Raw genomic sequence first — 26,232 nt, 5'->3', positions numbered from 1 at the left:
CTGGTTCAGCCGCCTGCGCATCCGCTGGGAAACCCGCGACGACATCCACGAAGCATTCCTGAAACTCGCCTGCTCACTCATCTGCTGGCGACGCCTGCGTCCCACATTGCGTTAGGAGCTCTAAGCCGTTGCCCGCCGGACTTGGTAGTTCCAACGTGTGAGCGACCGGACGACGGTTTCAGAGCCGATGGGGTTGGCGCTGTGCACGAAGACCGTTCCGATGCGGAAAGGCCGTCCGTCGAAGGCTGCTTCTTCCATGAGCGTCACCACAGGCATGATGCTGTCGTCGCCGCCGAGATCGTGGTCCAGCCAGAGTTCGTCGATGAGACTGTCGCGGTGCTCTTGCAAGAGCTGGACACCTTCATGACTGGTGCGGGCGATCCGGGTGGCCCACGGTAGCGGTCGCAGGTCGTCAATGCCGAGGATGACGGGCGTCGGTGCGGCTGGTTGCTCTTTCACCTGACCATCATCACAGTCGGGCGACCACAGGAAGCACGGAGGACAGCGAGGACGGCGCAGCCGGCGTCGCGGTCAGGTCGCACAGCACGGTAGCGGCTCTGGCCGCAACCTCCGTGCGGCCGGCGTCGAGATGAGGCGTTCGAAGCACTGCGGGAGGCGGAGTACGGATCGGGCTGCGGCAAGGCGTCGTACGGTTCATCGAGGGCTCTTCTCCGGGGGTGATGCGTTTCGGCCGATCCGCGGCACGGCCTGCTTGGCTTGCAACGGGCCGGAGCAACAGCGACGACCTCCACGATGTCCCGGTACGCATCCGGCAGCACCGCCACGGCCAGGTCCTCCCGCCACGGCGGCACCGTCACCACCCCGTTCCGGACTTCCGCTTACAACAACACGCCGACCACGTCAGTAGCAGGCCGGCAGGCGTGTCGGTGTCGGGCGGCTTTCCGTGAGGTCGAAGGGGGCGGGGGGACGGCCGGCCCAGATCCGGCGCGAGGCGTGCTCGGGGTAGGGAGCGGTGTGCGATTCGGCGGCCAGGATGCGGGTGAGCTGCTGGTCAGGGTGGTAGGCGGGCCACCCGGGGACACCGGTGGCGGCGAACCGGACCCACGCCTGCCGGAGTTCCTGGGACACCGCGACGGCTTCGGGGGTCGGCTGGTCACCGAGGAGCTGCTTGCCGGTGGGGCTGTCCATCGTGCCGAACGCCAGGGGCACGTCGAGGCTGTGACAGGCACCCAGGTCGCCTCCCAGCGCCGGGGAGGCGAGAGCCAGCTCGAACAGGTACGAACTGCCGCCGGCTGCGGCATTCGCCTCGGCCAGCAGCAGCGACGGCATCCGGAAGGTGGCGTCGGAGAACACCGTGTCCAGCAGTTCTTCCGAGGTGGCGCGCGGGTGGGCGGCGCGGTAGGCGTCCGGGCCGCCCGGTGCGGGGGCGAGCAGGTCCAAGGCGGTGCGGGCGTCCTCGTCGGTGAACGTGCCCAGCCGTCCGGTCATGACGCTGAACAGCCGGAATTCGTCGCGGGTATGACCGGCGAGGAGTTCGATGCCGCTCGCACCACCACTGGACCATGCGGCCCAGGGCGTTTCGCTCAGGACTTCGCCGTCGACCACGGGGCACATGGCGATACCGACGTGGGCGAGCCGCCCCCAGCTCTGCTGGTAGCGGGGGAGGTCGGCGCCCAGAGAGGTGACCTCGTCTGCCAGGCGTTGCGGGGCGATGTCGCTGAGGGCCGCGGCGGTGGGCGCGGTCCCGAGCCGGTCCGCGAGCACGGCGGCGACCTGTTGGGCGAGCGCGGGGGTGCAGTGGAAGCCCGGCACCGAGTGGGTGATGGCCCGGCGGAACAGGGGGCGCGCCGGCTTCATCGTCAGCAAGGCGGCGACCGATCCTGCCCCGGCGGACTGTCCGGCAACGGTGACCAGGTCGGGGTCGCCGCCGAAGCGGGCGATGTTGCGCCGTACCCAGTGCAGCGCCGCGATCTGGTCGAGGAAGCCGCGGTTGGGCGGGGCGCCGTCGAGCAGGGCGAAGCCCTCCGCGCCCACCCGGTAGTTGACGCTGATCACGACGAGTCCGGCCTCGGCCAGTGCCGTCGGGTCGTACACCGGGTCGCTGGAGTCTGCCGTCATGTAGCCACCGCCGGGAAACCACACCAGCACCGGCAGCCCCGCCGCTGACGGGTCCGGGGTGCAGACGTTGAGCGTCAGCCAGTCGGTGCCTTGCGCTGAGGGTGCGTGCACCGGCGTGGACTGCGGCCCCAGGGGCCCGAACCGCGCCGCCTGCCGTGTCCCCTCCCAGGGCCGGGGCGGGGCTGGTGCGGCGAACCGGAGCCGGCCCACGGGCGGCTGTGCGTACGGGATGCCACGGAAGGTCGCGTGCCCGCCTCGCCGGCGGCCCTCCAGTACGCCCTCCGTCGTACGCACTCTTGGATGCTCAGACATGCTGCCGCCCCTCCCCGGTCGTCCGGTCGTCGCGTCGCAGGGTCTCAGCGTTATCGGCCAGATGTATTATGTCAACTGTATGAGAACGCGGGAGGACCGCGACTCCGGGACGAGCAACCACAGAGAGGCCGAGCATGCCGAAGCAGGTGGACCACCGCGAACGCCGCGAGACGATCGCCCGGGCACTGTGGCGAGTGGTCGAGCGGCGCGGCGCGGTACATCTGACGATGCGCGAGGTCGCGCAGGAGGCCGGCCTCTCCCACGGGGCGGTGCAGCACTACTTCACCTCCCGCGAGGCGATGCTCACCTTCGCGATGGACTTCGCGGCCGAACAGACCGCACTGCGCGTCGGCCGGGGCGTCCAAGAACTCGGCGACCGGCCGCACCCCCGCGCCGTGCTCCGGCTGATGCTCACCGAAATGCTCCCTCTGCATGCCGACGCCCGCGCGACCAGCCGGATGAGCGCGGCCTACGTCCTGGAGGCGCTGCATGACGAGAGCGTTCACGCGCGGGCGCGCGACGGGATGCTCCAAGGGCGCGCCGCCGTGGAGCGGCTGGTCCGCCAGGCCATCGCCGAGGGGCACATCAGCCCCGACCGCGACCCGGCGACCGAGACCAACCTGCTTCTCGCCCTGACCGGCTTCACTCCCCTGATCGAACTGAACGTGCTCGACCCCCAAGAGGTCCTCACCACGGTCGACCACTACCTGGACCGGCTGTTCACCCGAGAAGAGCACCGCCCGGGGACGCCCCGAGGAACCGGTACGACAAGCTGCCTTCCCGAACCCGGCGCCACCGCCGGACGGAATGTCCGTGACTCCGGTGCCCGGTGACGACCGCCAAGTGCCGGTGATGAGCGACGACCGCCGCGCCGCCTTCCTCTGTTACCCGCCCACCGACCGTGCCAACGCCTGGCACATGACCTTCGACGGCTTCCGGACCGCCCTGGAGCATGCCTTCCCCAACGCCTTCACACGCCTCAAGGCCACCAGCTTCCAGGGAGGCGGTCACCTCGCATTCGAAGTAGCGACCCCGGACAACCCCGGCCTGCGCGGGATCGCCCCCCTCCCCGTCGAAGAGTGCGGGTGCATCACCCTCACCGACGCATCACCCACCGACGCCGCCCAGATCGCCCACTGGCTGCTCCACTGAACGGCCGTAGGGTTACTGATCGTGCGCTCAGCGCATCGGAGTCTCGTCCAGGTACTCCAGAACTCCGATCCAGCCCTTCATCGGCGTATATCGTGACGCAGCTCCGCTTCCGCGTGGCGAGTAGCCGGTCCGTCTCGCATACGCGCGACGCAGACGTCGGTGACCAGGCGCTTGCCTGGGCCGTAGCTGCCTCACCTGGGCGTCATGGTTATCACGGGCGGCAGGTAAGCTCTGGTCACGTGACTGCCAAGCCCCGCATTCCGAATGTCCTGGCCGGCCGCTACGCCTCCGCGGAGCTCGCCGTCCTGTGGTCCCCCGAGTACAAGGTCAAGCTGGAGCGCAAGCTGTGGCTCGCGGTGCTCCGTGCGCAGAAGGACCTCGGGGTGGAGGTGCCGGAGGAGGCGCTCGCCGACTACGAGCGGGTGCTGGACGACGTGGACCTGGCCTCGATCGCCGAGCGGGAGAAGGTCACCCGGCACGACGTGAAGGCCCGGATCGAGGAGTTCAACGCCCTCGCCGGGCACGAGCAGGTCCACAAGGGCATGACCTCGCGTGACCTGACCGAGAACGTCGAGCAGCTGCAGATCCGGCTGTCGCTGGAGCTGATGCGCGACCGTACGGTCGCCGTCCTGGCGCGGCTGGGCCGGCTCGCCGGTGAGTATGCCGAGCTGGTCATGGCGGGGCGCTCGCACAACGTCGCGGCGCAGGCCACCACGCTGGGCAAGCGCTTCGCAACCGCCGCCGACGAGCTGCTGGTGGCCTACGGGCGGCTGACCGACCTGCTGACCCGCTACCCGCTGCGCGGCATCAAGGGCCCGGTCGGCACCGCACAGGACATGCTGGACCTGCTGGGCGGCGACGCCGCGAAGCTGGCCGAGCTGGAGCAGCGGATCGCCGGGCACCTCGGCTTCGGACAGGCGTTCACCTCCGTCGGGCAGGTCTATCCGCGCTCGCTGGACTACGACCTGGTCACCGCGCTGGTACAGCTGGCCGCGGCGCCGTCCTCGATCGCCAAGACGATCCGGCTGATGGCCGGCCACGAACTGGTGACCGAGGGCTTCAAGCCCGGCCAGGTGGGCTCGTCCGCGATGCCGCACAAGATGAACACCCGCTCCTGCGAGCGCGTCAACGGCCTGATGGTCATCCTGCGGGGTTACGCCTCGATGGCCGGCGAGCTGTCCGGCGACCAGTGGAACGAGGGCGACGTGTCCTGCTCGGTGGTGCGCCGGGTCGCGCTGCCGGACGCCTTCTTCGCGCTGGACGGTCTGCTGGAGACGTTCCTGACCGTGCTGGACGAGTTCGGCGCCTTCCCCGCCGTCGTCGCGCGGGAGCTGGACCGCTATCTGCCCTTCCTCGCCACGACCAAGGTGCTCATGGGTGCCGTACGGGCCGGGGTGGGCCGTGAGGTGGCACACGAGGCGATCAAGGAGAACGCGGTCGCCGCGGCGCTCGCCATGCGCGAGCAGGGCGCGGAGCGCAACGAACTGCTCGACAAGCTGGCGGCGGACGACCGCATCCCGCTGGACCGTGCGCAGTTGGACGCCCTGATGGCCGACAAGCTGTCCTTCACCGGTGCCGCCGCCGACCAGGTGGCCGCCGTCGTGTCGCGGGTCGAGGAGATCACCAAGCAGTACCCCGAAGCCGCGGCGTACGCGCCGGGCTCGATCCTGTGAGGCCCCGCTGAGATGGGATTCACTCCCGAGGAACTGCAGGCCGCGCGCGGCCGCCTCGTCCCCGACGTGGCGGCGCCCGGCCTGCGGGTGCTTTTCTGTGGCATCAATCCTGGGCTGATGTCGGCCGCCACCGGGCACCACTTCGCCCGCCCCGGCAACCGCTTCTGGCCCGTACTGCACAGGTCCGGGTTCACTCCCCGGCTCCTGAAGCCCGCCGAGCAGGAGGAGATGCTGGCGTACGGCATCGGCATCACCAATGTCGTGGAGCGGGCGAGCGCGCGGGCCGACGAGCTGAGCGCCGAGGAGTTCCGCGAGGGCGGGCGGCAGCTCGCCGAGAAGGTGCGGCGGCTGCGCCCGGCGTGGCTCGCGGTGGCCGGGGTGACGGCCTACCGGGTGGCTTTCGACGACAAGCACGCCAAGGTCGGCCCGCAGGACCGCACGATCGGTGGCACCCGCATCTGGGTGCTGCCCAACCCCAGCGGGCTCAACGCGCACTGGCCGCCGGCCGCGCTGGCGGAGGAGTACGGACGGCTGCGCGCGGCGGCTTTCGCCGACGAGACCGACGAAGCCGACGAGACCGAGGGAACCGAGGAATCCGAGGAAGGTGACGCGCGGGACGTGTGAGTCGCGCGTTACGGGTAAGGCGTGCGTTGTGTGTAGGGCGCACGGGGTGGTGGGGCCGTGCGGAGCGTTTAGCCCGTTCGGGAACGTTGCGCCGGGTGGATACGGCCAGTGAGCCGAAATGCCGCCCGGCGTTCCGTTAGCCCCATTCGTGTCGCTCCTATGCTGGTTATGCCGATTTCGACCTTTACGTTGATACTCGGAGTTACCGATGTGCCGCTCAGCCCCTAGCGACAGGACGAGATGACTACCGGTCAGCCTCAGCCGCCGCGCGTCCGGCGGAACAAGCGGTCGGACGGAGGAAGAAACTCCGACACCGACCGGCTGCTGCGCACCCTGCTGCGCCGACGCAAACACCAGCTCAGTGTCGAGGAAGTCACCGTCACCCCCGGACCGCAGGTACGCCGCGCGGTCACTGCGGCCGCCCTCGGCAACATGATGGAGTGGTTCGACTTCGGGGTCTACGCCTATCTGGCGGCCACGATGGGCAAGGTCTTCTTCCCGTCCAGCTCCCCCGGCGCCCAGCTCGTCTCCACTTTCGCCACCTTCGCCGCCGCCTTCCTCGTGCGGCCGCTCGGCGGTCTGGTCTTCGGGCCGCTGGGCGACCGCATCGGACGGCAGCGGGTCCTGGCCGCCACCATGATCATGATGGCGATCAGCACCTTCGCGGTCGGCTTCCTGCCCGGCTACGACTCCATCGGCTTCGCGGCGCCGCTGCTGCTGCTCCTGTGCCGACTGGTGCAGGGCTTCTCGACCGGTGGTGAGTACGCCGGTGCCACGACCTACATCGCCGAATACGCCCCGGACAAGCGCCGCGGCTTCCTCGGCAGCTGGCTCGACTTCGGAACCTTCGTCGGGTACGCCCTCGGCTCGGGCCTGGTCACCGTGCTCACCGCCGTACTGGGAACGGACGGTCTGGAGAGCTGGGGCTGGCGTATTCCCTTCATGGTGGCCGGCCCGCTCGGCCTGATCGGCCTCTACATGCGCATGAAGCTGGAGGAGACTCCGGCCTTCAAGCAGGAGGCGGAGGCCGCGCGGCAGGAGGCCGAGAACGCGAGCTCCGGCGACACGCCCGTCGAGGAGGCCCGGCAGTCCGGCAAGGGCCGGCTGAAGGAGATCTTCACCGGGCACTGGGAAGCCGTGCTGATCTGCATGGGACTGGTGCTGCTGTACAACGTCACCAACTACATGGTGACGTCCTACCTCCCCACCTTCATGACCGAGACGCTCGGCGAGGACGCCACGACCGCCCAGCTGCTGGTCCTGGGCACCATGGTCGTCGTGGCCCTGACGATCACGACCGTGGGCCGTACCTCGGACCGGTGGGGCCGCCGGCCGGTGTTCATGGCGTCCAGCATCGCGCTCGTCGCGCTGGCCTATCCGGCGTTCCTGCTGATCCGGGGAGGCGGCATCCTGCTGCCGGCCTTCGGGTGCCTCATCCTGGGCCTGCTGCTGGTGTGCTTCGCGGGCACCTCCGCCTCGACGCTGCCGGCGCTCTTCCCCACCCATCTGCGCTACGGGGCGCTGTCCATCGCGTTCAACATCTCCGTTTCGCTCTTCGGCGGCACCACTCCGCTGGTCGCCTCCGCGCTGGTGGAGTCCACGGGCAGCCACATGATTCCCGCGTACTACCTGATGATCGCGGGTGTCATCGGCTTCATCGCCGCGTTCTTCCTGCACGAGACGGCGGGCAAGCCGCTGCGCGGCTCGGGGCCGATGGTCGAGACCCCGGAACAGGCCCGCGAGCTGGTGGCGCACAGCCGGACCGAGGCCGGGCGCCAGGCCCGGGACATCTGGATCCGGTTGCGCCACCCCTGGGCGCACCACCGCGACAAGCAGGGCGATCAGGACAAGTAGAACAAGGAGGATAAGGGGGGTGATCCGGGCCGGCAGCTCGGAGCCCGGTACGGGGGTGGCCGCGCCGGTACGGCCCGCGCGCGGCCCCCGCACGCCACGGGCCCGGAACGGGTGGCGGTGGCGGTGCAGTCGGTCCACACCGGGCCGGCGGCGCCGGCACCGCCACCCGTTTTCCGTGCTCAGCGCACCGCATCCGCCCGGCCCACCGCCGCCAGCAGCTGGAAGACCGGCATCCCGGGCCCGCCCTCCCCCAGACCGACCGCGATCCAACGCCCTTCGGCGCACCAGGTGTGCACCCGCGGGACCTGGCCGCACAGGACGTCGAGCGGCGGCCGGACGGGCATCCCCATGGCCACCCGCTCCAGATGGCCCGCGAGGTCGAGCACCTCGGGCTCGCCCCAGCGTAAGCAGAGAGCCGATATGAGTCCCTCCAGCTCGGCGCGGTACTCCTCGGCGGTCTCCGCGACGTCCGCCGGGTCGGCGTCCCAGAGCTGGTCGTCGCCGCGCAGCTGGGCGACGTGGAACCCCGGACCGCTCTGGACCATGGCGGAGCGGACCGGCTCGTCGGGGAAGTCGCGGCCGCGGAGGAGGTCGATGGCGGTGAGATGCTGTGCGGTGGTGGTCGTGTGCGTCATGCCGTCAGTAAACCCCCAGGGTCTGACAATTGGCTCCGCGTCAGGCCGGCGGCGGCCCCCGGCACGGTGCCCGGGACTCGCCGCACACCGGCTGACCGGCTACGATCCGCCACACACGCAATGCGAGGGAGACGGACGTTGGGGCGGCTAACCGGCGGGGACCCCTCCCTGCTGCGACGGATCAACTCCACGGTGGTGCTGCACGCGCTGCGCGCCGCCGACTCCCCGACGCTCACCCACCTCGTGGAGGTGACCGGGCTGTCCCGGCCCACCGTCGAGGGCGTGGTCGAGGGCCTGATCGAGACCGGCCTCGTGGTCGAGGCGCCCGCCGACGAGGGCACCGCCCGCCGCCAGGGCCGCCCGGCCCGCCGCTTCCGCTTCCGTACCGAGGCCGGGCATCTGCTCGGCATCGAGATCGGCCCGCACCGGGTGGCCGCCCTGCTGTCGGACCTCGGCGGGCGGGTGCTCGGCTCCGCGCAGCGGTCGGTCGAGGAGTCGGCGTCCGCCGACGAACGGCTGGAGAAGGTACGGGCCGCGGTGGCCGAGCTGCTGCGGCGGGCGGGCGTGGCCCGCAGTTCGCTGCGCGCGGTCGGCGTGGGCAGCCCCGGCATCGTGGAGGCGGACGGCACCGTACGGCTGGGCACGGCGCTCCCGGACTGGACCGGTCTGCCGCTCGGCGACCGGCTGCGCCGCTCCTTCCGGTGCCCGGTCCTGGTGGAGAACGACGCGAACGCCGCCGCCGTGGCCGAGCACTGGAAGGGCGCGGCCGCCGCTTCGGACGACGTCGTGTTCGTCCTCGCGGGGCTGAGCCCGGGGGCCGGCGCGCTGATCGGAGGGCGGCTGCACCGCGGTTTCGGCGGTGCAGCCGGGGAGATCGGCGCGCTGCACCTGCTGGGACGCGAGGCCACCCCGGAGAAGCTGCTTTCCACAACCGGGCAGCCGCTGCACCCGCTGGACGAGGCGCAGGTGGCGCGGGTGTTCGCCCTCGCGCGCGACGGTGACGCGCGGGCCAGGGACGCGATGGACCGTTTCCTTCAGCGGCTGGTGCACGACGTCGCGGCGCTGGTGCTCGCCCTCGACCCCGAACTGGTGGTTGTCGGCGGCTGGGCCGCCGGCCTGCACGACGTACTGGAACCGCTCCGCGCCGAGCTGGCTCGTTACTGCCTGCGGCCGCCCCGGGTGACCCTGTCCATGCTCGGCGAAGCGGCGGTGGCCACGGGCGCGCTGCGGCTCGCGCTGGATCACGTGGAGGCCGAACTGTTCGCGGTGGACGGAACGGTCACGGCGCGGCGCTGACGGGCGCGGGCGAAGCAGACGGGCGAAACGGATGGGCGGGGTGGATGGGTGGGCTGGGGCTTAAGGGCGGGGGCGGAGCCGAAAGCCGGAAAGCGGGGGCGGAGCCGAAAGCCGGAAACCTGAACACACGGCTGGGTGAGCCTGGACGTACGGCTGCGTGAGCCGGTCCGTACAGCGGAGTGGGCCTGGACGTACACCCAGGTGGGGCCAGGCCCACTCCCGGGCCGATCCGGGGGATACCGCACGCCACGCGGTGCACAGTGGGGTGGTCGAGCCGTACCGGCCGCACCGGCGCACCGCGGGAACCGTGATCGCCGCGGCCGGTCGATGGAGCAGCGGAAAGGATCGTGCGACCGATGGTGTCGTGGGTGACCAGTGCCTTCGTGGGATTCGCGAGGGCGTGTGCCGTGGTGATCGTCGTCCTGTCGGTCCCGGCGGTGTGGGCCGCCGCCGTGGCGCTCGGCATCTGGTGGGGTGCGGCCAACCCGTGGTCGTGGGTGGCGCCGCTCGTGCTGGTCTGCGGGGGCACGCTCGCCCTGTCCCGTCCGGTCTGCCGGGCGGTCCGCTTCCTCGTCGCGAGGTGGACGGCCACCGTCGTGCCCGCCGGATACCGGCAGGCGGAGCCGGTGGTCCGTATGTCGACCGGCTTCTGGTGGAACGGCTTCTCCTACGAGCGCACGCGACGGGACGCCCTCCTGGACCAGCGGTGGCGCATCCGCTGGAACGATCCGGCGAACTGGCGCGACCTGCGCTTCACGGTCCTCGCACCGTTCACCACGGGTGTCGTCTCGGCCGTCCCGCCGGCCGGGGTCGCGGCGGCGGTCCTCGGGTTCAGCCAGCCGACGCCCGTCGCGCGCCTGATCGGGGTGGCCGGCTCCCTCGTGGCCGTCGCGAGCGCCCCGTACGCGTGGCGTTCCGTACGGCCGGTGGCCGTCCGCTTCCTGGGCCCTTCACGGGCGATGGCGCTGGCCGACCGGGTGGACGAGCTGACCGCCCAGCGCGCGGACACGACGGTCGCGCAGGCCGCCGAGATCCGGCGGATCGAACGGGACCTGCACGACGGGGCCCAGGCCCGGCTGGTGGCGCTCGGACTGTCCCTGGCGACCGCGGAGAAGCTGATGGCGACCGATCCCGACCAGGCCAAGGCGCTGATGCGGGAAGCCCGCGTGGGCGCCACCGCGTCGCTGACCGAGCTGCGGGAGCTGGTCAGGGGCATCAACCCGCCGGTGCTCAACGAGCGGGGTCTCGTCGATGCCGTACGGGCTTTCGCCCTGGACAGTCCGCTGGAAGCGACGGTCAGCGCAGGGCCGGAACTGCGGCTGGATCCGCCGGTAGAGTCCGCGGTGTACTTCGGGATCGCCGAACTGCTGACCAACGCGGTCAAGCACGCCCACGCGGACCGGGCCCGGATCACCCTCGTCCGGGACGAGTCCGGCCTCGTCGTCGCCGTCGAGGACGACGGCGGGGGCGGAGCCGTCGAGCGGGCCGGCGGCGGACTCGCGGGGCTGCGCCGCCGCCTCGCGGTCTTTGACGGCACCCTGGAGATCACCAGCCCGGCGGGCGGCCCGACGCAGGTGAGGATGATGGTGCCATGCGCATCGTTGTAGCCGAAGACCTCTATCTCCTGCGGGACGGGATGGTGCGCCTCATCGAGGCGTGCGGGCACCAGGTGGTGGCCACGGCGGCCACCGGACCGGAGACGCTCGAAGCCCTGCTGACGTGGCGGCCGGACGTCGCCGTCGTCGACGTCCGGATGCCGCCGGCCCAGTCGGACGAAGGGCTGCGCGCGGCCCTCGCCGCCCGCCGTGAGGTGCCCGGCCTGCCGGTCCTGGTCCTGTCCCAGCACGTCGAACAGCTCTATGCCCGCGAACTCCTGGCCGACGGGGCCGGCGGTGTCGGCTACTTCCTCAAGGAGAGCGTGTTCGACGCCGACCAGTTCATGGACGCCCTGGAACGGGTGGCCGGCGGCGGGACCGCCATGGACCCGGCCGTCATCGCCAAGCTTCTGGCCAGCGGCTCCTCGCACCGGCGCCTCGCGGAGCTGACCGAACGGGAGCACTCCGTGCTCGGCCTCATGGCCGAGGGCCTGTCCAACCAGGCCATCGGGCAGCGGCTCTTCCTCAGCGAGAGCGCCATCAGCAAGTACACCACCTCCATGTTCGGCAAACTCGGCATCACCGACGACGACAGCAACAACCGCCGCGTCCTGGCCGTCCTCACGTATTTGAACAGGCCCTGACCTTGTCATCTATGGTCCGGCGTCGAACGAGGCTCGAACTTGATCCGTGATTATCAGTTCAGCGGAGGTGAGGGCGGCGGACGGCAGGCTTGTGCCGGCCGTGGGTGTCTCGCCGTGGCTGCGGCCGGACGTCAACACGTGCAGGGCTGCCTGTCGACATCCTCGGCCGGCTTCGTTCAGACCGAGACGGATCAACACCCAGCAGGAACACCGTCTCCTGGTCACGCTCCAGCTCGATGACCCACGGCGATGGCGTCCCCTCTGGAGCGGTCAGCACGTAGTTGCGGCAGATCCCGTGAAAGGAAAGGGTCGAGATCGAGTCCGCGATCGGGTCTCCCGGATGTGAGCCCCTCAGCAGGGCGACTGTCTCGCCGACAAGATCAGGGCAGACATCAGCCAGACGCAACGGGCTTTTCTCGGGACTGCGGGACTCCATGCCCCGAAGCATGTCAGGTCCCCCCAGCCCACCGGCTCGACCGAAGCGGCAGTGCACACGTTGAACGACAAGCTGACCGTTCTCCCCGGCAGGCCTCTGGGCCGGTCCCCGGCGTGACGCGGGGGCGTTGTCAGACCCCCCGGCTAGTGTGCTGACAGTTGCTCCGGAGACCGGCCGGGCAGGTGTCACGCGGCCGGTCACGGGGCCGAACCGGGGAGAGCGCGATGAGCGAGGGTCAGGAGTCGGGCACCTATCCGTCGTCCGCCGGGTATGCGCGGGTCAACGGCCTGGATCTGTACTACGAGATCCATGGCACGGGGCAGCCGCTGGTCCTGCTGCACGGCGGACTGCTCACCATCGACCTGACCTTCGGCGGCATACTGCCCGCGCTCGCCGCGACGCGGCAGGTCGTCGCCGTCGAGTTGCAGGGGCACGGGCACACCGGCGACATCGACCGGGACCCTACGCTCGCGTACCTGGCCGACGACGTGGTGGGGCTGCTGGACCATCTCGGGATCGGCCGGGCGGATTTCTTCGGGTTCAGCCTCGGCGGCCTGACCGCCCTCCAACTGGCGCTCACCCGGCCCGCGCGGGTGGACCGGCTGGTGCTCGCCTCCACCCACTACCGGCCCGACGGCTACCACCCGGAGGTCCTCGACCCACGGGCGCGGGCGGGCTCCCGGCGGATGCCCACCGAGAGCGACTTCCAGGAGATGTACGAGGCCTACGCGAAGGTCGCCCCCGATCCCGGCCGCTTCGAGGCGTTCGCCGAGAAGCTGCAACCGACGGTGCACGCCTTCGAGGGCTGGCCCGCCCGGGCCCTGGCCGGCCTGGAGGCGCCTGTCCTCCTGCTGGTCGGCGACACCGACTTCGTGCGGCTGGAACACGCCGTCGAGATGCACGAGCTCATCCCCGGCTCACAGCTCGGGGTGCTGCCGGGGACGACCCACAGCGACCTGCCGCGGCGCGCCGACCTCGTCGTACCGCTGGTGCGGGCCTTCCTGAGACCGCCGGCCGACGCGTCACCGGCCGGTACGGGGGCAGGTTCCGATGACCGATGAGCCTCTGCGACGCCTCCGTTCAGCCGCGTCCGGTGTCGATCACGCAGAAGCGGTTGCCCTCGGGGTCGGCCAGGACGACGAAGTCGGCGTCCTCCGGGTAGCGGTCCCAGTCGACCCGCCGGGCGCCCAAGGCGACCAGGCGCTCGACCTCGGCGGCCTGGTCGGCGGCGTCACCGGCGTACAGATCCAGGTGGACCCGCGGGTGCTCCTGCGCGGGCGTCCCGCTCCGGCCGATCGACACCTGGACACCGGTGCCTTCCGCGGGCTTCAGCACCACCCAGCCGTCCTCCGCCTCCTCGCGGGGCTCATACCCCAGGGCCTCCGCCCAGAAGGCGGCCGCACGCCGCACGTCCGAAGCACCCAGCACGACCGACCCGACTCTCAGCATGGGCCGATTATCGCGCGGCAACGCTCCGGAGGCGGCGTCGGCCTCCCGTACGGCCCGTACGGCCCGTACGGCTCAGGCCTTGCCGTCAGCTCGCGAGGACGGTGACGCCCGTGTCGGTCTCGTTGTCGCCGAAGGTGAGCCGGCAGGTGTCGGCGCGGTAGGTGGACAGGGCCACGGCCGCGGTGCGGCCGCCCGCGAAGTAGCGGGTGGTGACGACGAGGACGGGGGCGCCGGGCAGTCGGTCCAGTTCCTTGGCGTCGTCCGCGCGGGCCGAGCCGAGTTCCACGGCACGGTCCTGGCCTTCCAGTTCGAGCTGCTGGAGCTCGCGCAGGACGGTGCGGGCGCGCGCCGGGGCGTCCACGGCCGCGCCGACGGCGGCCTCGGCTTCCGGTACGCAGCGGGCCGGGACGTAGAGCTGCTCGGCGGCGACCGGCTGGCCGTGCGTGACGCGGCTGCGGTGCACGACGTGCACCTGCTCGCCGGGCGTCAGTTCCAGCAGACGGGCCACGGCCGCGGGCACGTTCCGCGACGCGACGGCGTCGACGGGCTGCCAGTCGTCACCGGGCGCGCCCGGCCAGGTGTGGTGGGCGGGGTCGACGGCCACGCCCACGCGGGGCGGCGCGACGGTCGTGCCCACGCCGCGACGGCGTTGCAGCCGGCCTTCCAGTTCCAGTTGTTCCAGCGCCTGCCGCAGGGTGGCACGGGCGACGCCGAACCGCGCCGCCAGCTCGCGCTCGTTGGGCAGGATCTCACCGACCGAGAACTCCGAGTCCAGCGCCTCGCTGAGCACGGTCTTGAGGTGCCAGTACTTCGGCTCCGGCACCGTTTCGAGCTGCGTGGTCCCCACCCTGTCCTCCGCCATGGCCGTCTTCCCGGCGGAGGTGGTCCCCACCGGAGCGCGGGCCCGTCCCGAGCCCGCGCGTGCGCCCGGATATGAGCGCTTCTTTATTAAAGGTTGTTGCAGTATCCCTGTGACGATATGGCCGCCCCCACCCTTGGTCAAGACCAATCGACCGATCCGTTCACGGCCGGTGACCGGTGACCGTGATCGGCTAGCCTGCCGATCATGCTCACGCTGCTGCACACCTCGCCCGTCCACGTTCCGGTCTTCGACGCGCTGCGCGACGAGGACTCCCCCGGTACGGTCCTGCGGCATCTCGTACACCCGGACCTGCTCGACCGGGCCCGCGAGGAAGGCCCGGAGGCGGTCGGGACGGCGGTACGGGACGTGCTCGCGACAGCTGCCGGGGAAGGGGCCGCGGCGATCCTGTGCACGTGCTCGACCATCGGCGCGGTCGCCGAGGAGGCCGCGGTGGCCGTCGGTGTGCCCGTCCTGCGCGTGGACCGGCCGATGGCCGCCGCGGCCGTCGCGGCCGGATCGCGCGTCACCGTGCTCGCCACGGTGCAGAGCACCTTGCGGCCGACGGCGGACCTGATCGCCGAGGAGGCCGCACGCGCGGACAGCAAGGTCAGCGTCGTCACCCGGGTCGTGCCGGGTGCCTGGGACCTCTTCGAGGCGGGCGACCAGGAGGGGTGCGACGATGCCGTCGCCACGGCTGTCCGTGCCGCGCGGCGCGAGGCGTTCCCGGGCGGCGACGGGGAGCGCGCCGACGCGATCGTCCTCGCTCAGGCGTCAATGGCCTCGGCGGCGGAGCGGGTGGGTGACGGTGCGGCGGTGGATGACGGTGCCGAGGCGGGCGACGGCCCGGTGGGCGACGCCGCGGCGGGCGGTTCCGGACCAGACGGTCCCGGAGCGGACGGTGCTGAGGTGGGCGGTTGTGGAACAAACGCTTCCGGAGCGGACGACGTCCGGTCCCCGTACGGAATCGTCCTGTCCAGCCCGCGGCTCGGCCTGCGCGCAGCGGTACGACAACTGACGGGTACCGCGTAGCCTCCGCCGGCCCCGGGACGTACCCGAGGCGCTCACCCTCGTCAGTCCGATCGGCCCACCCCGGCAAGCAACGCCAACTTGTCCGGGTTACGGACGATGTACACGGTCTGGATCCGGCCGTCCACCACATCGACCTGGAAGACCGTATCGGGCCGGCCCGCGGAGAGCACCACCAGTGCGACGCCACCGTTCAGCTCCCGGAGGACGTACTCGGCCGACGGGACGCCGGCCCGGGCCACGCCGAGCAGGAAGCGGCCGACCTTGTCCGCCGTCTCGATGATCCGCAGCGGCGCCTGGGCCTTGCCGCCGCTGTCGCCGATCAGTCGTACGTCCTCGGCCAGCAGGGCGAGCAGGCCTTCCAGGTCGTCGCCCGCCGCTGCCGCGAGGAAGCGCTCGGTCAGGTCGCGCTGCCGGGCCGGGTCGACCTGGAAGCGCGGGCGGCGCTCTTCGACGTGGCGCCGGGCGCGGCCCGCGAGCTGGCGCACCGCCGCCTCGCCGCGCTCCAGGACGGTGGCGATCTCCGCGTACGGGTAGCCGAACGCCTCGCGCAGTACGAACACCGCGCGTTCCAGCGGTGACAGCGTCTCCAGCACCACCAGGACCGCGAGGGTGACGGACTCGGCGAGGACGGCGCGTTCCGCGGTGTCGGTGGCCGTGGCGCCGAAGTCGGTGGCCAGGGGCTCGGGCAGCCAGGGGCCGACGTACGCCTCGCGGCGCGCCTGGACCTGCCGCAGCCGGTCAATGGCCAGCCGGGTCGTGACGCGCACCAGGTAGGCACGCGGCTCGCGGACCTGTTGCCGGTCGGCGGACGACCAGCGCAGCCATGCCTCCTGCACCACGTCCTCGGCGTCGGCCACCCGGCCGAGCATCCGGTAGGCCACGCCCAGCAGGACGGGGCGGTGTTCCTGGAAGACGTCGGTCGCGGAGTCGGTTCGCACGCCTTCATCCCAGCGGCCCGGCCGGGCGTTGTCCAGCAGGAACGTCCGTGAGGTGGCCGGTTCGGACGTGATGTGCGGCACCGGGCGGAAGAATCGTGTCCGGACCGCCCGCTGTGCCGCCCGCCCCGCCGTACTCTGCAAGCCTCCCGGAGTTCACCGCCCGTTCGGCGGTGAGGCATCGGGCGCCGGTACGAACGGGAACGTCACCAAGATCGGTCGTCTTACGGGAGGTTTCACATGGCGCAGGGATCCGGCAGAGCCGTCAACCGGCGGTCGGTGCTGCACGGCGCGGCGCTCGGCACCGCGGTTCTCGCCCTCCCCGCCGCCGCGAACGCCGCGGGCGCGGGCGGTTCCGGAGCGGGCGCCGTACCCCGTACCGGAGTGGCGCCGGCGCAGGCGCGTGCCGGGCGGCCGAGTGCCCCGTGGGGCGTGCAGACCGGGGATGTGACGGCCTCTTCCGGGCTGGTGTGGGTGCGGTCCGACCGGCCGGCCCGGATGCTCGTGCAGACGGCGGCCACCGAGTCGTTCCGCAACGCCCGTACCTGGCACGGTCCGGTGCTGGGCCCCGGTACGGACTTCACCGGCACCACCGCGCTGCACGGCCTGCCGTCCGGCGAGCAGGTCCACTACCGGGTGCTGCTGGCCGACCCGTACGACTACCGGCGCACGGGCGAGCCGGTCGCCGGCACGTTCCGTACCGCCTCGGACCGGCGCCGCGACGGTGTGCGCTTCACCTGGTCGGGCGATCTCGCCGGGCAGGGCTGGGGCATCAACCCGGAGCGCGGCGGCTACCGGATCTACGAGGAGATGCGCCGCCGCGATCCGGACTTCTTCCTGTGCAGCGGCGACAACATTTACGCCGACAGTCCGATCGAAGCCAGTGTGCGACTGCCCGACGGCAGGATCTGGCGCAATGTGACCACCGAGGAGAAGTCGAAGGTCGCCGAGACGCTGGCGGAGTACCGCGGTGCCTTCCGCTACAACCTGCTGGACGCGCACCTGCGCCGCTTCAACGCGCAGGTGCCCACCATCATCCAGTGGGACGACCACGAGGTACGCAACAACTGGTACCCGGGCCAGATCCTGGACGACGCCCGGTACACGGAGAAGGACGTGGACGTGCTCGCGGCCCGGTCGCTGCGGGCGTTCCGGGAGTACTTCCCCATCCGTACGCTCCGGTCGGACCGGGGCGGACGGGTCTACCGGGTGATCCATCACGGTCCGCTGCTGGACGTGTTCGTGCTGGACATGCGCACGTACCGGAACGCCAACTCCCCGAACCGGCAGACCGACGACCGGCAGGGCATCCTCGGCGCCGAGCAGCTGGCCTGGCTCAAGCGGGCGCTGTCGCGGTCCCGTGCCGTGTGGAAGGTGATCGCCTCCGACCTGCCGCTGGGACTCGCGGTCCCGGACGGCGGGACGAACTTCGAGGCGGTGGCGCAGGGCGATCCGGGCGCGCCGCTGGGCCGGGAGCTGCAGATCGCCGAGTTGCTGCGGCACATCAAGCACCGCCGCGTCACCGGCACGGTCTGGCTGACCACCGATGTGCACTACACCTCCGCCCAGCACTACGACCCGTCGCGCGCCGCTTTCCAGGACTTCGCGCCGTTCTGGGAGTTCGTCTCGGGTCCGCTGAACGCGGGCGGCTTCCCGGCCGTGCCGCTGGACGGCACCTTCGGTCCGGCCCAGCCCTTCGTCAAGGCGCCGCAGCGGGCGAACGTCTCCCCCGCCGAGAGCCCGCAGTACTTCGGGGAGGTGGACATCGACGGGGAGAGCGGCGAGCTGACCGTGCGGCTGCGTCAGGAAGGCGGGCAGGTCCTGTTCAGCCGGTCGTTGCAGCCGGGCCGGGTCGGACAGCCGGACCGGTAGCGAACGGGAGCTGCCGCCTTTTGCCGCGATTGCGTCCTTTACCCATCGGTCACAGAGCGTTCGCGATCAGGCAACACCCGTGGGCAACGCTGGTCTGCATGACTGACGCGACATCTGCCAAAAGCACCCGCCGCCACCACTGGCGGCGGGACCTGGTCGAGCTGGCGGCCCTGTTCACCGCGGTGTCCGTGGCGGACGCGGTCGCCAACGCCATCGCACACGGCCCGTCGGGTCCGGTGCTGCTGTGCTGCTCGGCGGCCGTCCTGATCGCCACGGCCGGGTTCCACACCTGGTGGTCACGGCGCCACGACCACGCGCCGCCGCCGACCGATACGGGCGCCGCAGCGCCCACCGCTCCGGCCGTTCCCGAAGGGGAGCGGCAGGAGACGGCGCTGTGGCGGATGCGGACCACCGTACGGGACGAACCGGGCAGCCTCGCCGCGCTCTGCACGGCGCTGGCCGGGCACCGGGTGGACATCCTCAGCCTGCAGACGCACCCGCTGTCGGACGGGACGGTCGACGAGTTCCTGCTGCGCGCGCCCGTACCGCTGCCCGCCGCCGAACTGACCCGGACGGTCGCCGCGGCGGGCGGCTCCCGCACCTGGCTGGAGCGCGCGGACGCCCACGACCTGGTGGACGCCCCCACCCGGATGCTGGGGCTGGCCACCCGTACGGCCCTGGACTCCGCCGAGCTGCCGCTCGCGCTGCGCCAGTTGCTGGGCCGCTGCACCATCCGTTCGGTGCCCGCGGCAGCCCTGAACGGGCGCCCGGCCGCCGAACGGGTGCCGGACGAGGGTCTGCTCGAAGAGCACCGCATGACGTTCCGTGACCCGTCCGGGGGATCCGTCACCATCGAACGCCCGCACCTGCCCTTCACGCCCACCGAGTTCGCCCGGGTACGGGCGCTCGTCGAGCTGGACGCCCGGCTCGGCCGGCGGGTGCCGCCGCGCCGCGACGTGCTGACCCTGCCCGAGGGCAACGCCCTCACCGTCCGCCGCGCCGACGCCTCGGACCTGGCCGCGGCCCGTGAGATGCACGACCGCTGCTCGGCCCGGACGCTGGCGATGCGCTACCACGGCCCGGTCGCCGACGCCGAGCGCTATCTGGACCACCTGCTCAGCCCCCGCTTCGGCCGCACCCTCGCGGTCGAGACGGCGTCCGGGCGGCTGGTGGCCCTCGGCCACCTGCTGTGGGACGGCGAGGAGACGGAGGTCGCGCTGCTCGTCGAGGACGCGTGGCAGCAGCGCGGCATCGGGTCGGAGCTGCTGCGCCGGCTGGTCGGCATGGCGGCCGACGCCGGCTGCGCGAGCGTGTACGTGATCACGCAGGCGTCGAACACCGGCATGGTCGCGGCGATGCGGGGCCTGGGGCTGCCGCTGGACTACCAGATCGAGGAAGGGACGCTGGTGATCAGCGCCCGCCCGAAGGGGCTGCCGGGCCGAAGGGAGTCCGTACGGCCGCAGGCGGCGGCCCGCGTCGTTCCGGAGGCCGGGCCGCGGGCGACCTGACGGCGTGACCGCGAGGCGCCCGGGCCCGCGAAGGAAAGGGGGCCGGCCGGTACGCGAGCGCTCGTACCAGCCGGCCCCGGCGGTACGGAAACCGGTGCGGATCGGTGCCGTACCTCAGTGGCCTTGGGCCGTTCTGTCAGTGCCGTCCTGTCGGTGCCGTTCTGTCGGTGCTGTACTGCTCAGCTCGTCCCGCGGTCCTCAGCGGTTCCCCGAGGACCCGGCGTGCTGCTGCTCAGACCTGCTCCCACAGCGACGGCGTGTTCGCGGGCTCCCAGCCGGGCTGCGCCTGATGGCCCTGGAGGCAGCGGTACGTGGTGCCGTCGTACGTGACCTGGGCGCCCGCCTCGTAGACGGTGCCGGCGGCCCAGGTGGTCTCGCCCGGCTGGCCGGGGCCGGGGTTCTCGGAGCCGCTGGTGCCGGTCTTCAGCGTGAGGCCGTAGCCCTGGAGCAGCGGGTTGATGGGCTGGTAGAAGGTCGTGCCGCCGGAGCGGCAGTTGCCGGACCCGCCGGAGGTGACGCCCTGTGCCTGGCTGCCGGAGATGAAGGAGCCGCCGGAGTCGCCCGGTTCGGCGCAGACCGAGGTCCTGGTCACGCCGCTGACGGTGCCCTGCGGATAGGTGACGCTGGTGTTGTGCTGCTGGATCGTGCCGCAGTGCCAGCCGGTGGTGGAGCCGGAGCGGCATATCGAGGCGCCGACCGCCGCCTGGGTGGAGCCGGCGACCCGTACGTTCTGGCCGCCCTGTCCCTTGACGTACGGCGTCGAGGTCCAGCTGCTGTTGGCGGCGACCCAGGCGGTGTCCCGGCCCGGGAAGGTGGACGCCTGGAAGCTGCCCTGGGCGGCCTGGTTGTACCCGGTGGTGGAGGTCCCGGCGCGGCCGCAGTGCCCGGCGGTGGCGAAGCCCTGCTGGGCGCCGCGGGTGATCGCGAAGCCGACGGAGCAGCGTCCGCCGCCCATGTAGTACGCGTCGCCGCCGCGGATGTCGTAGAGCGGACGGGGACGTTCGGCGGTCGCGCCGACACTGACGAGGCCACGGTCGGCGCCGCTCGCCGCGACGAACGACCGGGCCGCGGCCGGGTCGGCGGCGCGCAGCCGCACGGAGTTCGTCCGCACGTCGACGGCCCACGAGGACGCTTCGGGAGCGGCCCGGCGCGCCGACGCGCGGTCCAGCTTCGCCTTGGCGGCGTCGAGTTGGGCCAGGGTGTGCGGTACGTGGACGGCGCGCGCGCCCGCCGCCCGTACGGCTGCCAGGCGTGCGGCGTCGGTGGTGGCCACGGTGAGGGTGGCGGACTCGGTGCCGCTGACCCAGGCACCGGCGAAGGAAGCGCCCAGCGCGTGGTGCAGGCGTCCGGCGACCGCGCCTGCTTCCGCCTCGTTGGCCAGCCGGCGTTCGGCCTGGGCACGGTCGAGGCCGAGGTCGCGTTTCATCGCCTGGAACACGGCGTCGGACGTGGCGCTGACGGACAGGGTCTCGGCGGCCGAGCGGTGGGGGGCCTGCGGGGACGCCGGGTCCGCCCGTACGGTCTGGGCCGTCGCCGAGCCGGGCAGTGCGGTCAGCACGAGGGCGCCGACGGCGGCGATGACGGCACACGCGCTGGTTCGGGCGTGTCTGTGGCGCATGGGGGAGGTCTCCTCGGTCTCGGGGGGGGTGGAGGTGCCGAAAACGTAGGTGGCGTGTGCCGGCCCGGAGAAGATGTCAGTTGTCCTTCTGCCGGGTGTTATGGATGGTGGGCGGGGCTCATGGGTAGTCGGTGGCTCTCGGCGGCCATGGGCGGCCCGGAGCCACCGCCCGGCCTTCCGCGCCCCCAGGCGGCCCGGGGTCGGCCGCGTCCCGGTGGTCGGCCGGGTCGCCGTGTTCGGCGAGCCACCGCGTGTAGCTGTCGCTGCGCGCGGCGGCGTCGGCGTGGGCGGCGCGTGCCTGGGTGACGACTTCGGTGGCGGACTCCGCCGCGGGGGTTCCCGGATGCCAGCCCACGAGGTGGCGCCAGGTCAGGGGCGTACCCGCCAGCGGTCTGGTCACCATGCCGGGCGTGGGGGGCAGCGTCGCGCGGCACAGGCCGGCGGCCCGGCCGACCTGTACGAGGTGGACGCAGGACGCGGTGTCGGTCTCGTAGACGCGGGTGGGGGTGAAACCGGCGCGGGCACAGGCGAGGGTGAAGCAGTCCGCGAAGCAGCCGTCACCCGGTACGTCCGCCCAGGCTTCCGCCGCCAGTTCCGCCAGGCCGATCTCCCGCCGGCCGGCCAGCGGGTGGCCCTCGGCGAGCATGACGAAGACCGGGTCCACCGCGACCTCCCGCCAGCTGAGCCGTTCGGACTCGGGGGCCGGGGCCTCCCCGCACGCCCCGATCAGTGCGAAGTCCAGCCGCCCGGCGGCGACGGACGCAGCGATCTCGCGTTCGGACCAGGTGGTGAAGGTGGTCACCGGGACGCCCGGACGGACCGTCGCGAGCCGGTCCACCAGCCCGCCGAGCAGCGGGCCGTGGGTGCCGCCGAGCCGCAGACCGGCCACGGCGCCGCCCGCGCTGGTGAACCGTACGGCCTCCTGCTGGAGCTCGCTGATCGCGGGCAGCACCACGCGGGCGCGTTCGAGCACGAACTCGCCCAGCGCGGTGGGCCGCACGCCGAACCGCCCGCGGTCGAAGAGCCGGCCGCCCAGGGTGCGCTCGATGCGTTTGAGCTGAGCGCTCAGGGCGGGCTGGGCGAGGCCGAGCCGGGCGGCGGCCTTGGTCAGGCTGCCCGCGTCGGCAATAGTCCGGATCGTCTTTAAATGCCGCAATTCCAGGTCCATTCTGTGAGCTTGGTGCGCCGCTCCGGGCGGGAGCAAGAGTCCGGTCCGGACCAATGACGGCCGCTTCACCAGGCGCGGCGGCCGGTGCCGCGGCCCTCCGCTCCCGTTCGCCCTGCGCGGACGCGGCGCCCCGACAGGAACGTACGGCGTGCTGGTGATGACGTACCGGGGGCATCCGTACGAGGATGGGGCGCATGTCCCACACCACTGCTTCCGCCAACGCGCCCCTCCCCCGCCAGGTCGCCGACGCCTATGTCGACGCCCTGGTCGACCTGGACCCCATCACCGGTACCTTCCTCGGTGTCCCGGAGAGTTCGAGCCGGCTGCCCGACTTCTCGCCCACCGGCCAGGAAGCCGTGGCCCAGCTGGCCCGTACGACGCTGGACCGGCTCGCCGAGGCCGAGCGGCGGCCGGGCGGGGACAGCGAGCTCGAACGACGCTGCGCCCGGCTGCTGCGGGAGCGGCTGACCGCGGAACTGGCGGTGCACGAGTCGGGCGAAGGGCTGCGCACGGTGAGCAACCTGCACACGCCGCTGCACTCGGCACGCGAGGTCCTGATGATCACGCCGGTCGAGACGGAGGACGACTGGGCGGCCCTCGCCCAGCGGCTGCGGGCGATGCCCGCCGCGCTGGAGGGCTACCGCGCCTCGCTGGAGGCCGGCCTTCAGCGGAACCTCCTCGGCGGGCCGCGGCAAGTGGAGACCGTCATCGGCCAGTTGGACACGTGGATCGGTACGGACCGCAGCTGGTTCGCCGACCTGACCGAGCCGGGCCCCGCGGCGCTGCGCGCCGAACTGGACGCGGCGGCGGCGCTGGCCACCGGCGCGCTGGTGGAGCTGCGCGACTGGTTCCGTGACCGTTACGCGCCGGCGGTCGAGGGCGCGCCGGACGTGGTGGGCCGCGAGCGCTACGCCCTCCTCGCCCGCTTCTTCAACGGCGCCGACCTGGACCTGGACGAGGCGTACACGTACGGCTGGTCGGAGTTCCACCGGCTGCACGCCGAGATGGTCAAGGAGGCCGAGAAGGTCCTGCCCGGCGCCAAGACCCCGTGGGAGGCGCTGTCCTGGCTGGACGAGAACGGTGAGGCCGTGGTGGGCGTCGAGGAAACCCGCCAGTGGCTCCAGGCGCTGATGGACCAGGCCGTCGAGGCGCTGGACGGCACCCACTTCGACCTGGCGGAGCGGGTCAAGCACGTCGAGTCGCGGATCGCGCCGCCCGGCGGCGCCGCCGCCCCGTACTACACCGGCCCGTCCCTGGACTTCTCCCGCCCCGGCCGCACCTGGCTGCCGACGATGGGCCAGACCCGCTTCCCGGCGTACGACCTGGTCTCGACCTGGTACCACGAGGGCGTGCCGGGCCACCACCTCCAGCTGGCGCAGTGGGCACACGTCGCCGAGGACCTCTCGCGCTACCAGACGACGGTGGGCATGGTCAGCGCCAACGCCGAGGGCTGGGCGCTGTACGCCGAGCGGCTGATGGACGAACTGGGCTTCCTGACCAGCGCCGAACGCCGGCTCGGCTATCTGGACGCGCAGATGATGCGGGCGATCCGCGTCATCATCGACATCGGTATGCACCTGGAACTGACCATTCCGGCTGACTCGCCGTTCCACCCGGGTGAGCGCTGGACGCCGGAGCTGGCCCACCAGTTCCTCGCCCTGCACTGCAGCCGTCCCGCGGACTTCGTCGAGAGCGAGATCATCCGCTACCAGGGCATGCCGGGCCAGGCCATCGGCTACAAGCTGGGCGAGCGTACGTGGCTCGCGGGGCGCGAGGCGGCGCGGCAGCGGCACGGCGCGGACTTCGACCTCAAGGCGTGGCACATGGCGGCGTTGTCGCAGGGCTCGCTGGGCCTGGACGATCTGCTGGCCGAGCTGTCGCGGATCTGAGGGGGCCGGCGCCGCGGGTTTCCCGCTGTTCCGGGCCGGAGCTTTCCGGCCCGGAACAGCGGGCCGCGGCCCCCGCACTCATCGGTCCCCGCAGTCATCCGTACCGCATTCCGCTCGCCCGGCTCATTCGCCGGCGGCATGGCCTTCGTCAACGGTATGGCCTTCGCCGGCGGTACGGACTTTGTCGGCGGTGTGAATCTCGTACCGCCAGAAATTCCGGTGCCGCCAGAATTCCACCGCCGACAGGGTGTTCACGGAATGCCTGCGCAGTCGCGCGGCCTGGAATCCCGCGCCGGGCAGCGCTCCGATCACGGCGAAGCACCGGAGCATCGGCCACATGCTGCGGGAGATGTCCTCGACGCCGCGCACCGAGAATCCGGCTTCGGCGGTCAGGCGTTCCAGTGTGCCGTAGGTGAAGCGCTGGAACGACGGCATCGCGGCCCAGTCGTTCAGCTCCCGGAACACCTCGGCCGCCGGTGCCGGCATCCGGGTGGCGGCCTCCCGGGCGTACTCGAACATGACGAGCCGGCCGCCGGGTTTGAGCACCCGGTGGAACTGCTCCAGCACCGCCTCGGCGTCCGCCGCGTGCACCAGTGTCTCCATGGTGTAGACGGCGTCGAAGCTTTCGTCGGGGAAGTCCAGGGCCGCGTAGTCGCTGTGCGAGAAGGTGAGCAGGTGGTCGAGGCCGCGGCGGCGGGCCCGGCGCCGGGCCTGGGCGACATGGGCGTCGAGCAGGTCCACGCCGTGGATCCGCAGCCCGAATCGGCCCGCCAGCCGGCCGGCCACGTCACCCACACCGCATCCGGCGTCGAGAACACGCGCGCCCGCCGGTTGCGCGAGCGTCTCCCCCATGCGGTCTTCCATACGGCGCAGCGCTTTCGACCAGGCCCACGGGGAATCCGTCTCGCCGTAGAAGCCGAAATGCTTGGTGCCGTTCAGAAAGAGGCGGTATCCCAGCCGGGAACCCGGCTGACGGTAATATCGGATGACTTCGCGTACGTTGCTCACGTTGCTCACGTTCAGCACCATGCCAGCCCGGTTCCGTCCGGTACATCGCTTCGGTGCCGGAACCCCCCTTCTGGGGTAGCGGAGGAGGTGATGATCACCGGCAAAAGCCTTGATCCGCCGGGGATTTCACTGCTAGACACCTCCCATGACCGGCTATTCCCCTGACGCCACCGACTGGCGCATCCTCGACGTCCTGCAGCGCAACGGCCGCGCGGGCTACGCCGAACTGGCCCGCGCCGTGAACATGTCCGCGAGCGCGGTGACCGAGCGGGTACGGCGGCTGGAGGAGGCCGGAGTGATATCCGGGTACGCCGCGGTGGTCGATCCCGCGGCAATCGGGCTGTCGGTGCTGGCCTTCGTCCGGCTGCGCTACCCGAACGGCAGCGACGCGCCGTTCCACGGCCTGCTGGAGAGCACGCCCGAGATCCTGGAGGCGCACCACGTCACGGGCGACGACTGCTTCGTCCTGAAGGTCGCCGCCCGCTCGATGAAGCACCTGGAGGAGGTGTCGGGCCGGATCGGGGCGCTGGGCGCGGTGACGACCAGCGTCGTGTACTCCTCGCCGCTTTCCCGGCGTCCGATCAGCGCCTGAGG

22 protein-coding genes and 2 pseudogenes are annotated in these 26,232 nt (G+C 71.9%); 15 read left to right on the top strand and 9 right to left on the bottom strand.

Going from position 1 to position 26,232, the window contains the following annotated elements:
* A pseudogene (locus JXZ78_RS26995) lies at positions 1-115 on the top strand (IS5/IS1182 family transposase); the annotation flags it as partial.
* Between the two features lie 5 nt (positions 116-120).
* Here the strand turns inward: JXZ78_RS26995 and JXZ78_RS26990 are convergent.
* Positions 121-459 (bottom strand): cyclic-phosphate processing receiver domain-containing protein, encoded by a 339-nt coding sequence (locus JXZ78_RS26990; RefSeq protein WP_030022998.1) that lies wholly within the window; start codon positions 457-459, stop codon positions 121-123.
* 402 nt (positions 460-861) lie between these two features.
* Entirely contained in the window at positions 862-2,391 is a 1,530-nt protein-coding gene (locus JXZ78_RS26985) for a carboxylesterase/lipase family protein (RefSeq protein ID WP_050502846.1), read from the bottom strand.
* Between the two features lie 134 nt (positions 2,392-2,525).
* Between JXZ78_RS26985 and JXZ78_RS26980 the strand changes: the two genes are divergently transcribed.
* The 5 genes from JXZ78_RS26980 (at position 2,526) to proP (ending at position 7,694) form a co-directional block, all read left to right on the top strand.
* The gene (locus JXZ78_RS26980) at positions 2,526-3,224 is read left to right on the top strand and encodes a TetR/AcrR family transcriptional regulator (RefSeq protein ID WP_078624556.1); all 699 of its coding nucleotides are present in this window, start codon (positions 2,526-2,528) and stop codon (positions 3,222-3,224) included.
* 19 nt (positions 3,225-3,243) lie between these two features.
* Positions 3,244-3,543 (top strand): hypothetical protein, encoded by a 300-nt coding sequence (locus tag JXZ78_RS26975; RefSeq protein ID WP_238783399.1) that lies wholly within the window; start codon positions 3,244-3,246, stop codon positions 3,541-3,543.
* A 239-nt stretch (positions 3,544-3,782) separates the two neighbouring features.
* The gene (gene purB, locus JXZ78_RS26970; RefSeq protein WP_030022993.1) at positions 3,783-5,216 is read left to right on the top strand and encodes an adenylosuccinate lyase; all 1,434 of its coding nucleotides are present in this window, start codon (positions 3,783-3,785) and stop codon (positions 5,214-5,216) included.
* 12 nt (positions 5,217-5,228) lie between these two features.
* Positions 5,229-5,840, top strand: coding sequence for a G/U mismatch-specific DNA glycosylase (gene mug, locus JXZ78_RS26965; RefSeq protein ID WP_030022992.1), 612 nt, complete (start codon positions 5,229-5,231; stop codon positions 5,838-5,840).
* A gap of 321 nt (positions 5,841-6,161) precedes the next feature.
* Positions 6,162-7,694: a glycine betaine/L-proline transporter ProP gene (gene proP / locus JXZ78_RS26960; protein WP_208870212.1), complete on the top strand. Its 1,533-nt coding sequence runs from the start codon at positions 6,162-6,164 to the stop codon at positions 7,692-7,694.
* A gap of 179 nt (positions 7,695-7,873) precedes the next feature.
* Here the strand turns inward: proP and JXZ78_RS26955 are convergent, their stop codons facing one another.
* Entirely contained in the window at positions 7,874-8,329 is a 456-nt protein-coding gene (locus tag JXZ78_RS26955; protein WP_030022990.1) for a hypothetical protein, read from the bottom strand.
* A 138-nt stretch (positions 8,330-8,467) separates the two neighbouring features.
* On the opposite strand from JXZ78_RS26955, the gene JXZ78_RS26950 reads away from it, so the two are divergent.
* The 4 genes from JXZ78_RS26950 (at position 8,468) to JXZ78_RS26935 (ending at position 13,361) form a co-directional block, all read left to right on the top strand.
* The gene (locus JXZ78_RS26950) at positions 8,468-9,625 is read left to right on the top strand and encodes an ROK family transcriptional regulator (RefSeq protein WP_030022988.1); all 1,158 of its coding nucleotides are present in this window, start codon (positions 8,468-8,470) and stop codon (positions 9,623-9,625) included.
* A 356-nt stretch (positions 9,626-9,981) separates the two neighbouring features.
* Positions 9,982-11,232, top strand: coding sequence for a sensor histidine kinase (locus JXZ78_RS26945; protein ID WP_030022987.1), 1,251 nt, complete (start codon positions 9,982-9,984; stop codon positions 11,230-11,232).
* Positions 11,217-11,864, top strand: coding sequence for a response regulator transcription factor (locus JXZ78_RS26940; protein ID WP_030022986.1), 648 nt, complete (start codon positions 11,217-11,219; stop codon positions 11,862-11,864). The genes JXZ78_RS26945 and JXZ78_RS26940 overlap by 16 nt, the downstream gene beginning before the upstream one ends.
* 660 nt (positions 11,865-12,524) lie before the next feature.
* Positions 12,525-13,361, top strand: a complete 837-nt coding sequence (locus JXZ78_RS26935) for an alpha/beta fold hydrolase (protein WP_030022985.1) — start codon at positions 12,525-12,527, stop codon at positions 13,359-13,361.
* 19 nt (positions 13,362-13,380) lie between these two features.
* Here JXZ78_RS26935 and JXZ78_RS26930 read toward each other — a convergent pair whose 3' ends face one another.
* Together JXZ78_RS26930 and JXZ78_RS26925 are read right to left on the bottom strand one after the other, a co-directional pair.
* On the bottom strand, positions 13,381-13,749 hold the full coding sequence (locus JXZ78_RS26930) for a VOC family protein (RefSeq protein ID WP_030022984.1): 369 nt from the start codon (positions 13,747-13,749) through the stop codon (positions 13,381-13,383).
* A gap of 85 nt (positions 13,750-13,834) precedes the next feature.
* Complete coding sequence (locus JXZ78_RS26925) at positions 13,835-14,596, bottom strand: GntR family transcriptional regulator (protein WP_030022983.1); 762 nt, start codon at positions 14,594-14,596, stop codon at positions 13,835-13,837.
* A gap of 219 nt (positions 14,597-14,815) precedes the next feature.
* On the opposite strand from JXZ78_RS26925, the pseudogene JXZ78_RS26920 reads away from it, so the two are divergent.
* A pseudogene (locus tag JXZ78_RS26920) lies at positions 14,816-15,490 on the top strand (aspartate/glutamate racemase family protein); the annotation flags it as partial.
* A 191-nt stretch (positions 15,491-15,681) separates the two neighbouring features.
* Here the strand turns inward: JXZ78_RS26920 and JXZ78_RS26915 are convergent.
* Entirely contained in the window at positions 15,682-16,578 is an 897-nt protein-coding gene (locus JXZ78_RS26915; protein ID WP_030022981.1) for an RNA polymerase sigma-70 factor, read from the bottom strand.
* 237 nt (positions 16,579-16,815) lie between these two features.
* Between JXZ78_RS26915 and JXZ78_RS26910 the strand changes: the two genes are divergently transcribed.
* Positions 16,816-18,447 (top strand): alkaline phosphatase D family protein, encoded by a 1,632-nt coding sequence (locus tag JXZ78_RS26910; protein WP_030022979.1) that lies wholly within the window; start codon positions 16,816-16,818, stop codon positions 18,445-18,447.
* A 98-nt stretch (positions 18,448-18,545) separates the two neighbouring features.
* Positions 18,546-19,955 (top strand): GNAT family N-acetyltransferase, encoded by a 1,410-nt coding sequence (locus JXZ78_RS26905; RefSeq protein ID WP_030022978.1) that lies wholly within the window; start codon positions 18,546-18,548, stop codon positions 19,953-19,955.
* 232 nt (positions 19,956-20,187) lie between these two features.
* On the opposite strand, the gene JXZ78_RS26900 is transcribed toward JXZ78_RS26905, so the two are convergent.
* Positions 20,188-21,573 carry a carbohydrate-binding protein gene (locus JXZ78_RS26900; RefSeq protein WP_030022977.1) on the bottom strand — a complete coding sequence of 462 codons (1,386 nt, stop codon included), beginning with the start codon at positions 21,571-21,573 and terminating at the stop codon, positions 20,188-20,190.
* Positions 21,574-21,691: 118 nt separating this feature from the next.
* Positions 21,692-22,741 (bottom strand): LysR family transcriptional regulator, encoded by a 1,050-nt coding sequence (locus JXZ78_RS26895; protein ID WP_050502844.1) that lies wholly within the window; start codon positions 22,739-22,741, stop codon positions 21,692-21,694.
* A gap of 194 nt (positions 22,742-22,935) precedes the next feature.
* On the opposite strand from JXZ78_RS26895, the gene JXZ78_RS26890 reads away from it, so the two are divergent.
* Positions 22,936-24,630, top strand: a complete 1,695-nt coding sequence (locus tag JXZ78_RS26890) for a DUF885 domain-containing protein (protein ID WP_030022975.1) — start codon at positions 22,936-22,938, stop codon at positions 24,628-24,630.
* 123 nt (positions 24,631-24,753) lie between these two features.
* Here JXZ78_RS26890 and JXZ78_RS26885 read toward each other — a convergent pair whose 3' ends face one another.
* Complete coding sequence (locus tag JXZ78_RS26885) at positions 24,754-25,647, bottom strand: class I SAM-dependent methyltransferase (RefSeq protein WP_208870211.1); 894 nt, start codon at positions 25,645-25,647, stop codon at positions 24,754-24,756.
* Positions 25,648-25,783: 136 nt separating this feature from the next.
* Here JXZ78_RS26885 and JXZ78_RS26880 point away from each other — a divergent pair, with 136 nt between their 5' ends.
* Entirely contained in the window at positions 25,784-26,230 is a 447-nt protein-coding gene (locus tag JXZ78_RS26880) for an Lrp/AsnC family transcriptional regulator (RefSeq protein WP_030022971.1), read from the top strand.
* Positions 26,231-26,232 lie beyond the last annotated feature (2 nt).

The sequence above is a fragment of the Streptomyces monomycini genome (genome assembly GCF_022271435.1).
Classification (GTDB): Bacteria; Actinomycetota; Actinomycetes; order Streptomycetales; family Streptomycetaceae; genus Streptomyces; species Streptomyces monomycini.
This window is presented reverse-complemented; position numbering and strand designations above follow the sequence as displayed.

Bases quoted from the DNA above. Each gene is read 5' to 3' on its own strand.
- JXZ78_RS26905 (WP_030022978.1), top strand. From the start codon at position 18,546: ATGACTGACGCGACATCTGCCAAAAGCACCCGCCGCCACCACTGGCGG.
- JXZ78_RS26975 (WP_238783399.1), top strand. From the start codon at position 3,244: ATGAGCGACGACCGCCGCGCCGCCTTCCTCTGTTACCCGCCCACCGAC.
- JXZ78_RS26935 (WP_030022985.1), top strand. From the start codon at position 12,525: ATGAGCGAGGGTCAGGAGTCGGGCACCTATCCGTCGTCCGCCGGGTAT.
- JXZ78_RS26930 (WP_030022984.1), bottom strand. From the start codon at position 13,749: ATGCTGAGAGTCGGGTCGGTCGTGCTGGGTGCTTCGGACGTGCGGCGT.
- JXZ78_RS26985 (WP_050502846.1), bottom strand. From the start codon at position 2,391: ATGTCTGAGCATCCAAGAGTGCGTACGACGGAGGGCGTACTGGAGGGC.
- mug (WP_030022992.1), top strand. From the start codon at position 5,229: ATGGGATTCACTCCCGAGGAACTGCAGGCCGCGCGCGGCCGCCTCGTC.
- JXZ78_RS26890 (WP_030022975.1), top strand. From the start codon at position 22,936: ATGTCCCACACCACTGCTTCCGCCAACGCGCCCCTCCCCCGCCAGGTC.
- JXZ78_RS26945 (WP_030022987.1), top strand. From the start codon at position 9,982: ATGGTGTCGTGGGTGACCAGTGCCTTCGTGGGATTCGCGAGGGCGTGT.
- JXZ78_RS26980 (WP_078624556.1), top strand. From the start codon at position 2,526: ATGCCGAAGCAGGTGGACCACCGCGAACGCCGCGAGACGATCGCCCGG.
- JXZ78_RS26940 (WP_030022986.1), top strand. From the start codon at position 11,217: ATGCGCATCGTTGTAGCCGAAGACCTCTATCTCCTGCGGGACGGGATG.
- JXZ78_RS26895 (WP_050502844.1), bottom strand. From the start codon at position 22,741: ATGGACCTGGAATTGCGGCATTTAAAGACGATCCGGACTATTGCCGAC.
- JXZ78_RS26955 (WP_030022990.1), bottom strand. From the start codon at position 8,329: ATGACGCACACGACCACCACCGCACAGCATCTCACCGCCATCGACCTC.
- JXZ78_RS26900 (WP_030022977.1), bottom strand. From the start codon at position 21,573: ATGCGCCACAGACACGCCCGAACCAGCGCGTGTGCCGTCATCGCCGCC.
- JXZ78_RS26910 (WP_030022979.1), top strand. From the start codon at position 16,816: ATGGCGCAGGGATCCGGCAGAGCCGTCAACCGGCGGTCGGTGCTGCAC.
- JXZ78_RS26880 (WP_030022971.1), top strand. From the start codon at position 25,784: ATGACCGGCTATTCCCCTGACGCCACCGACTGGCGCATCCTCGACGTC.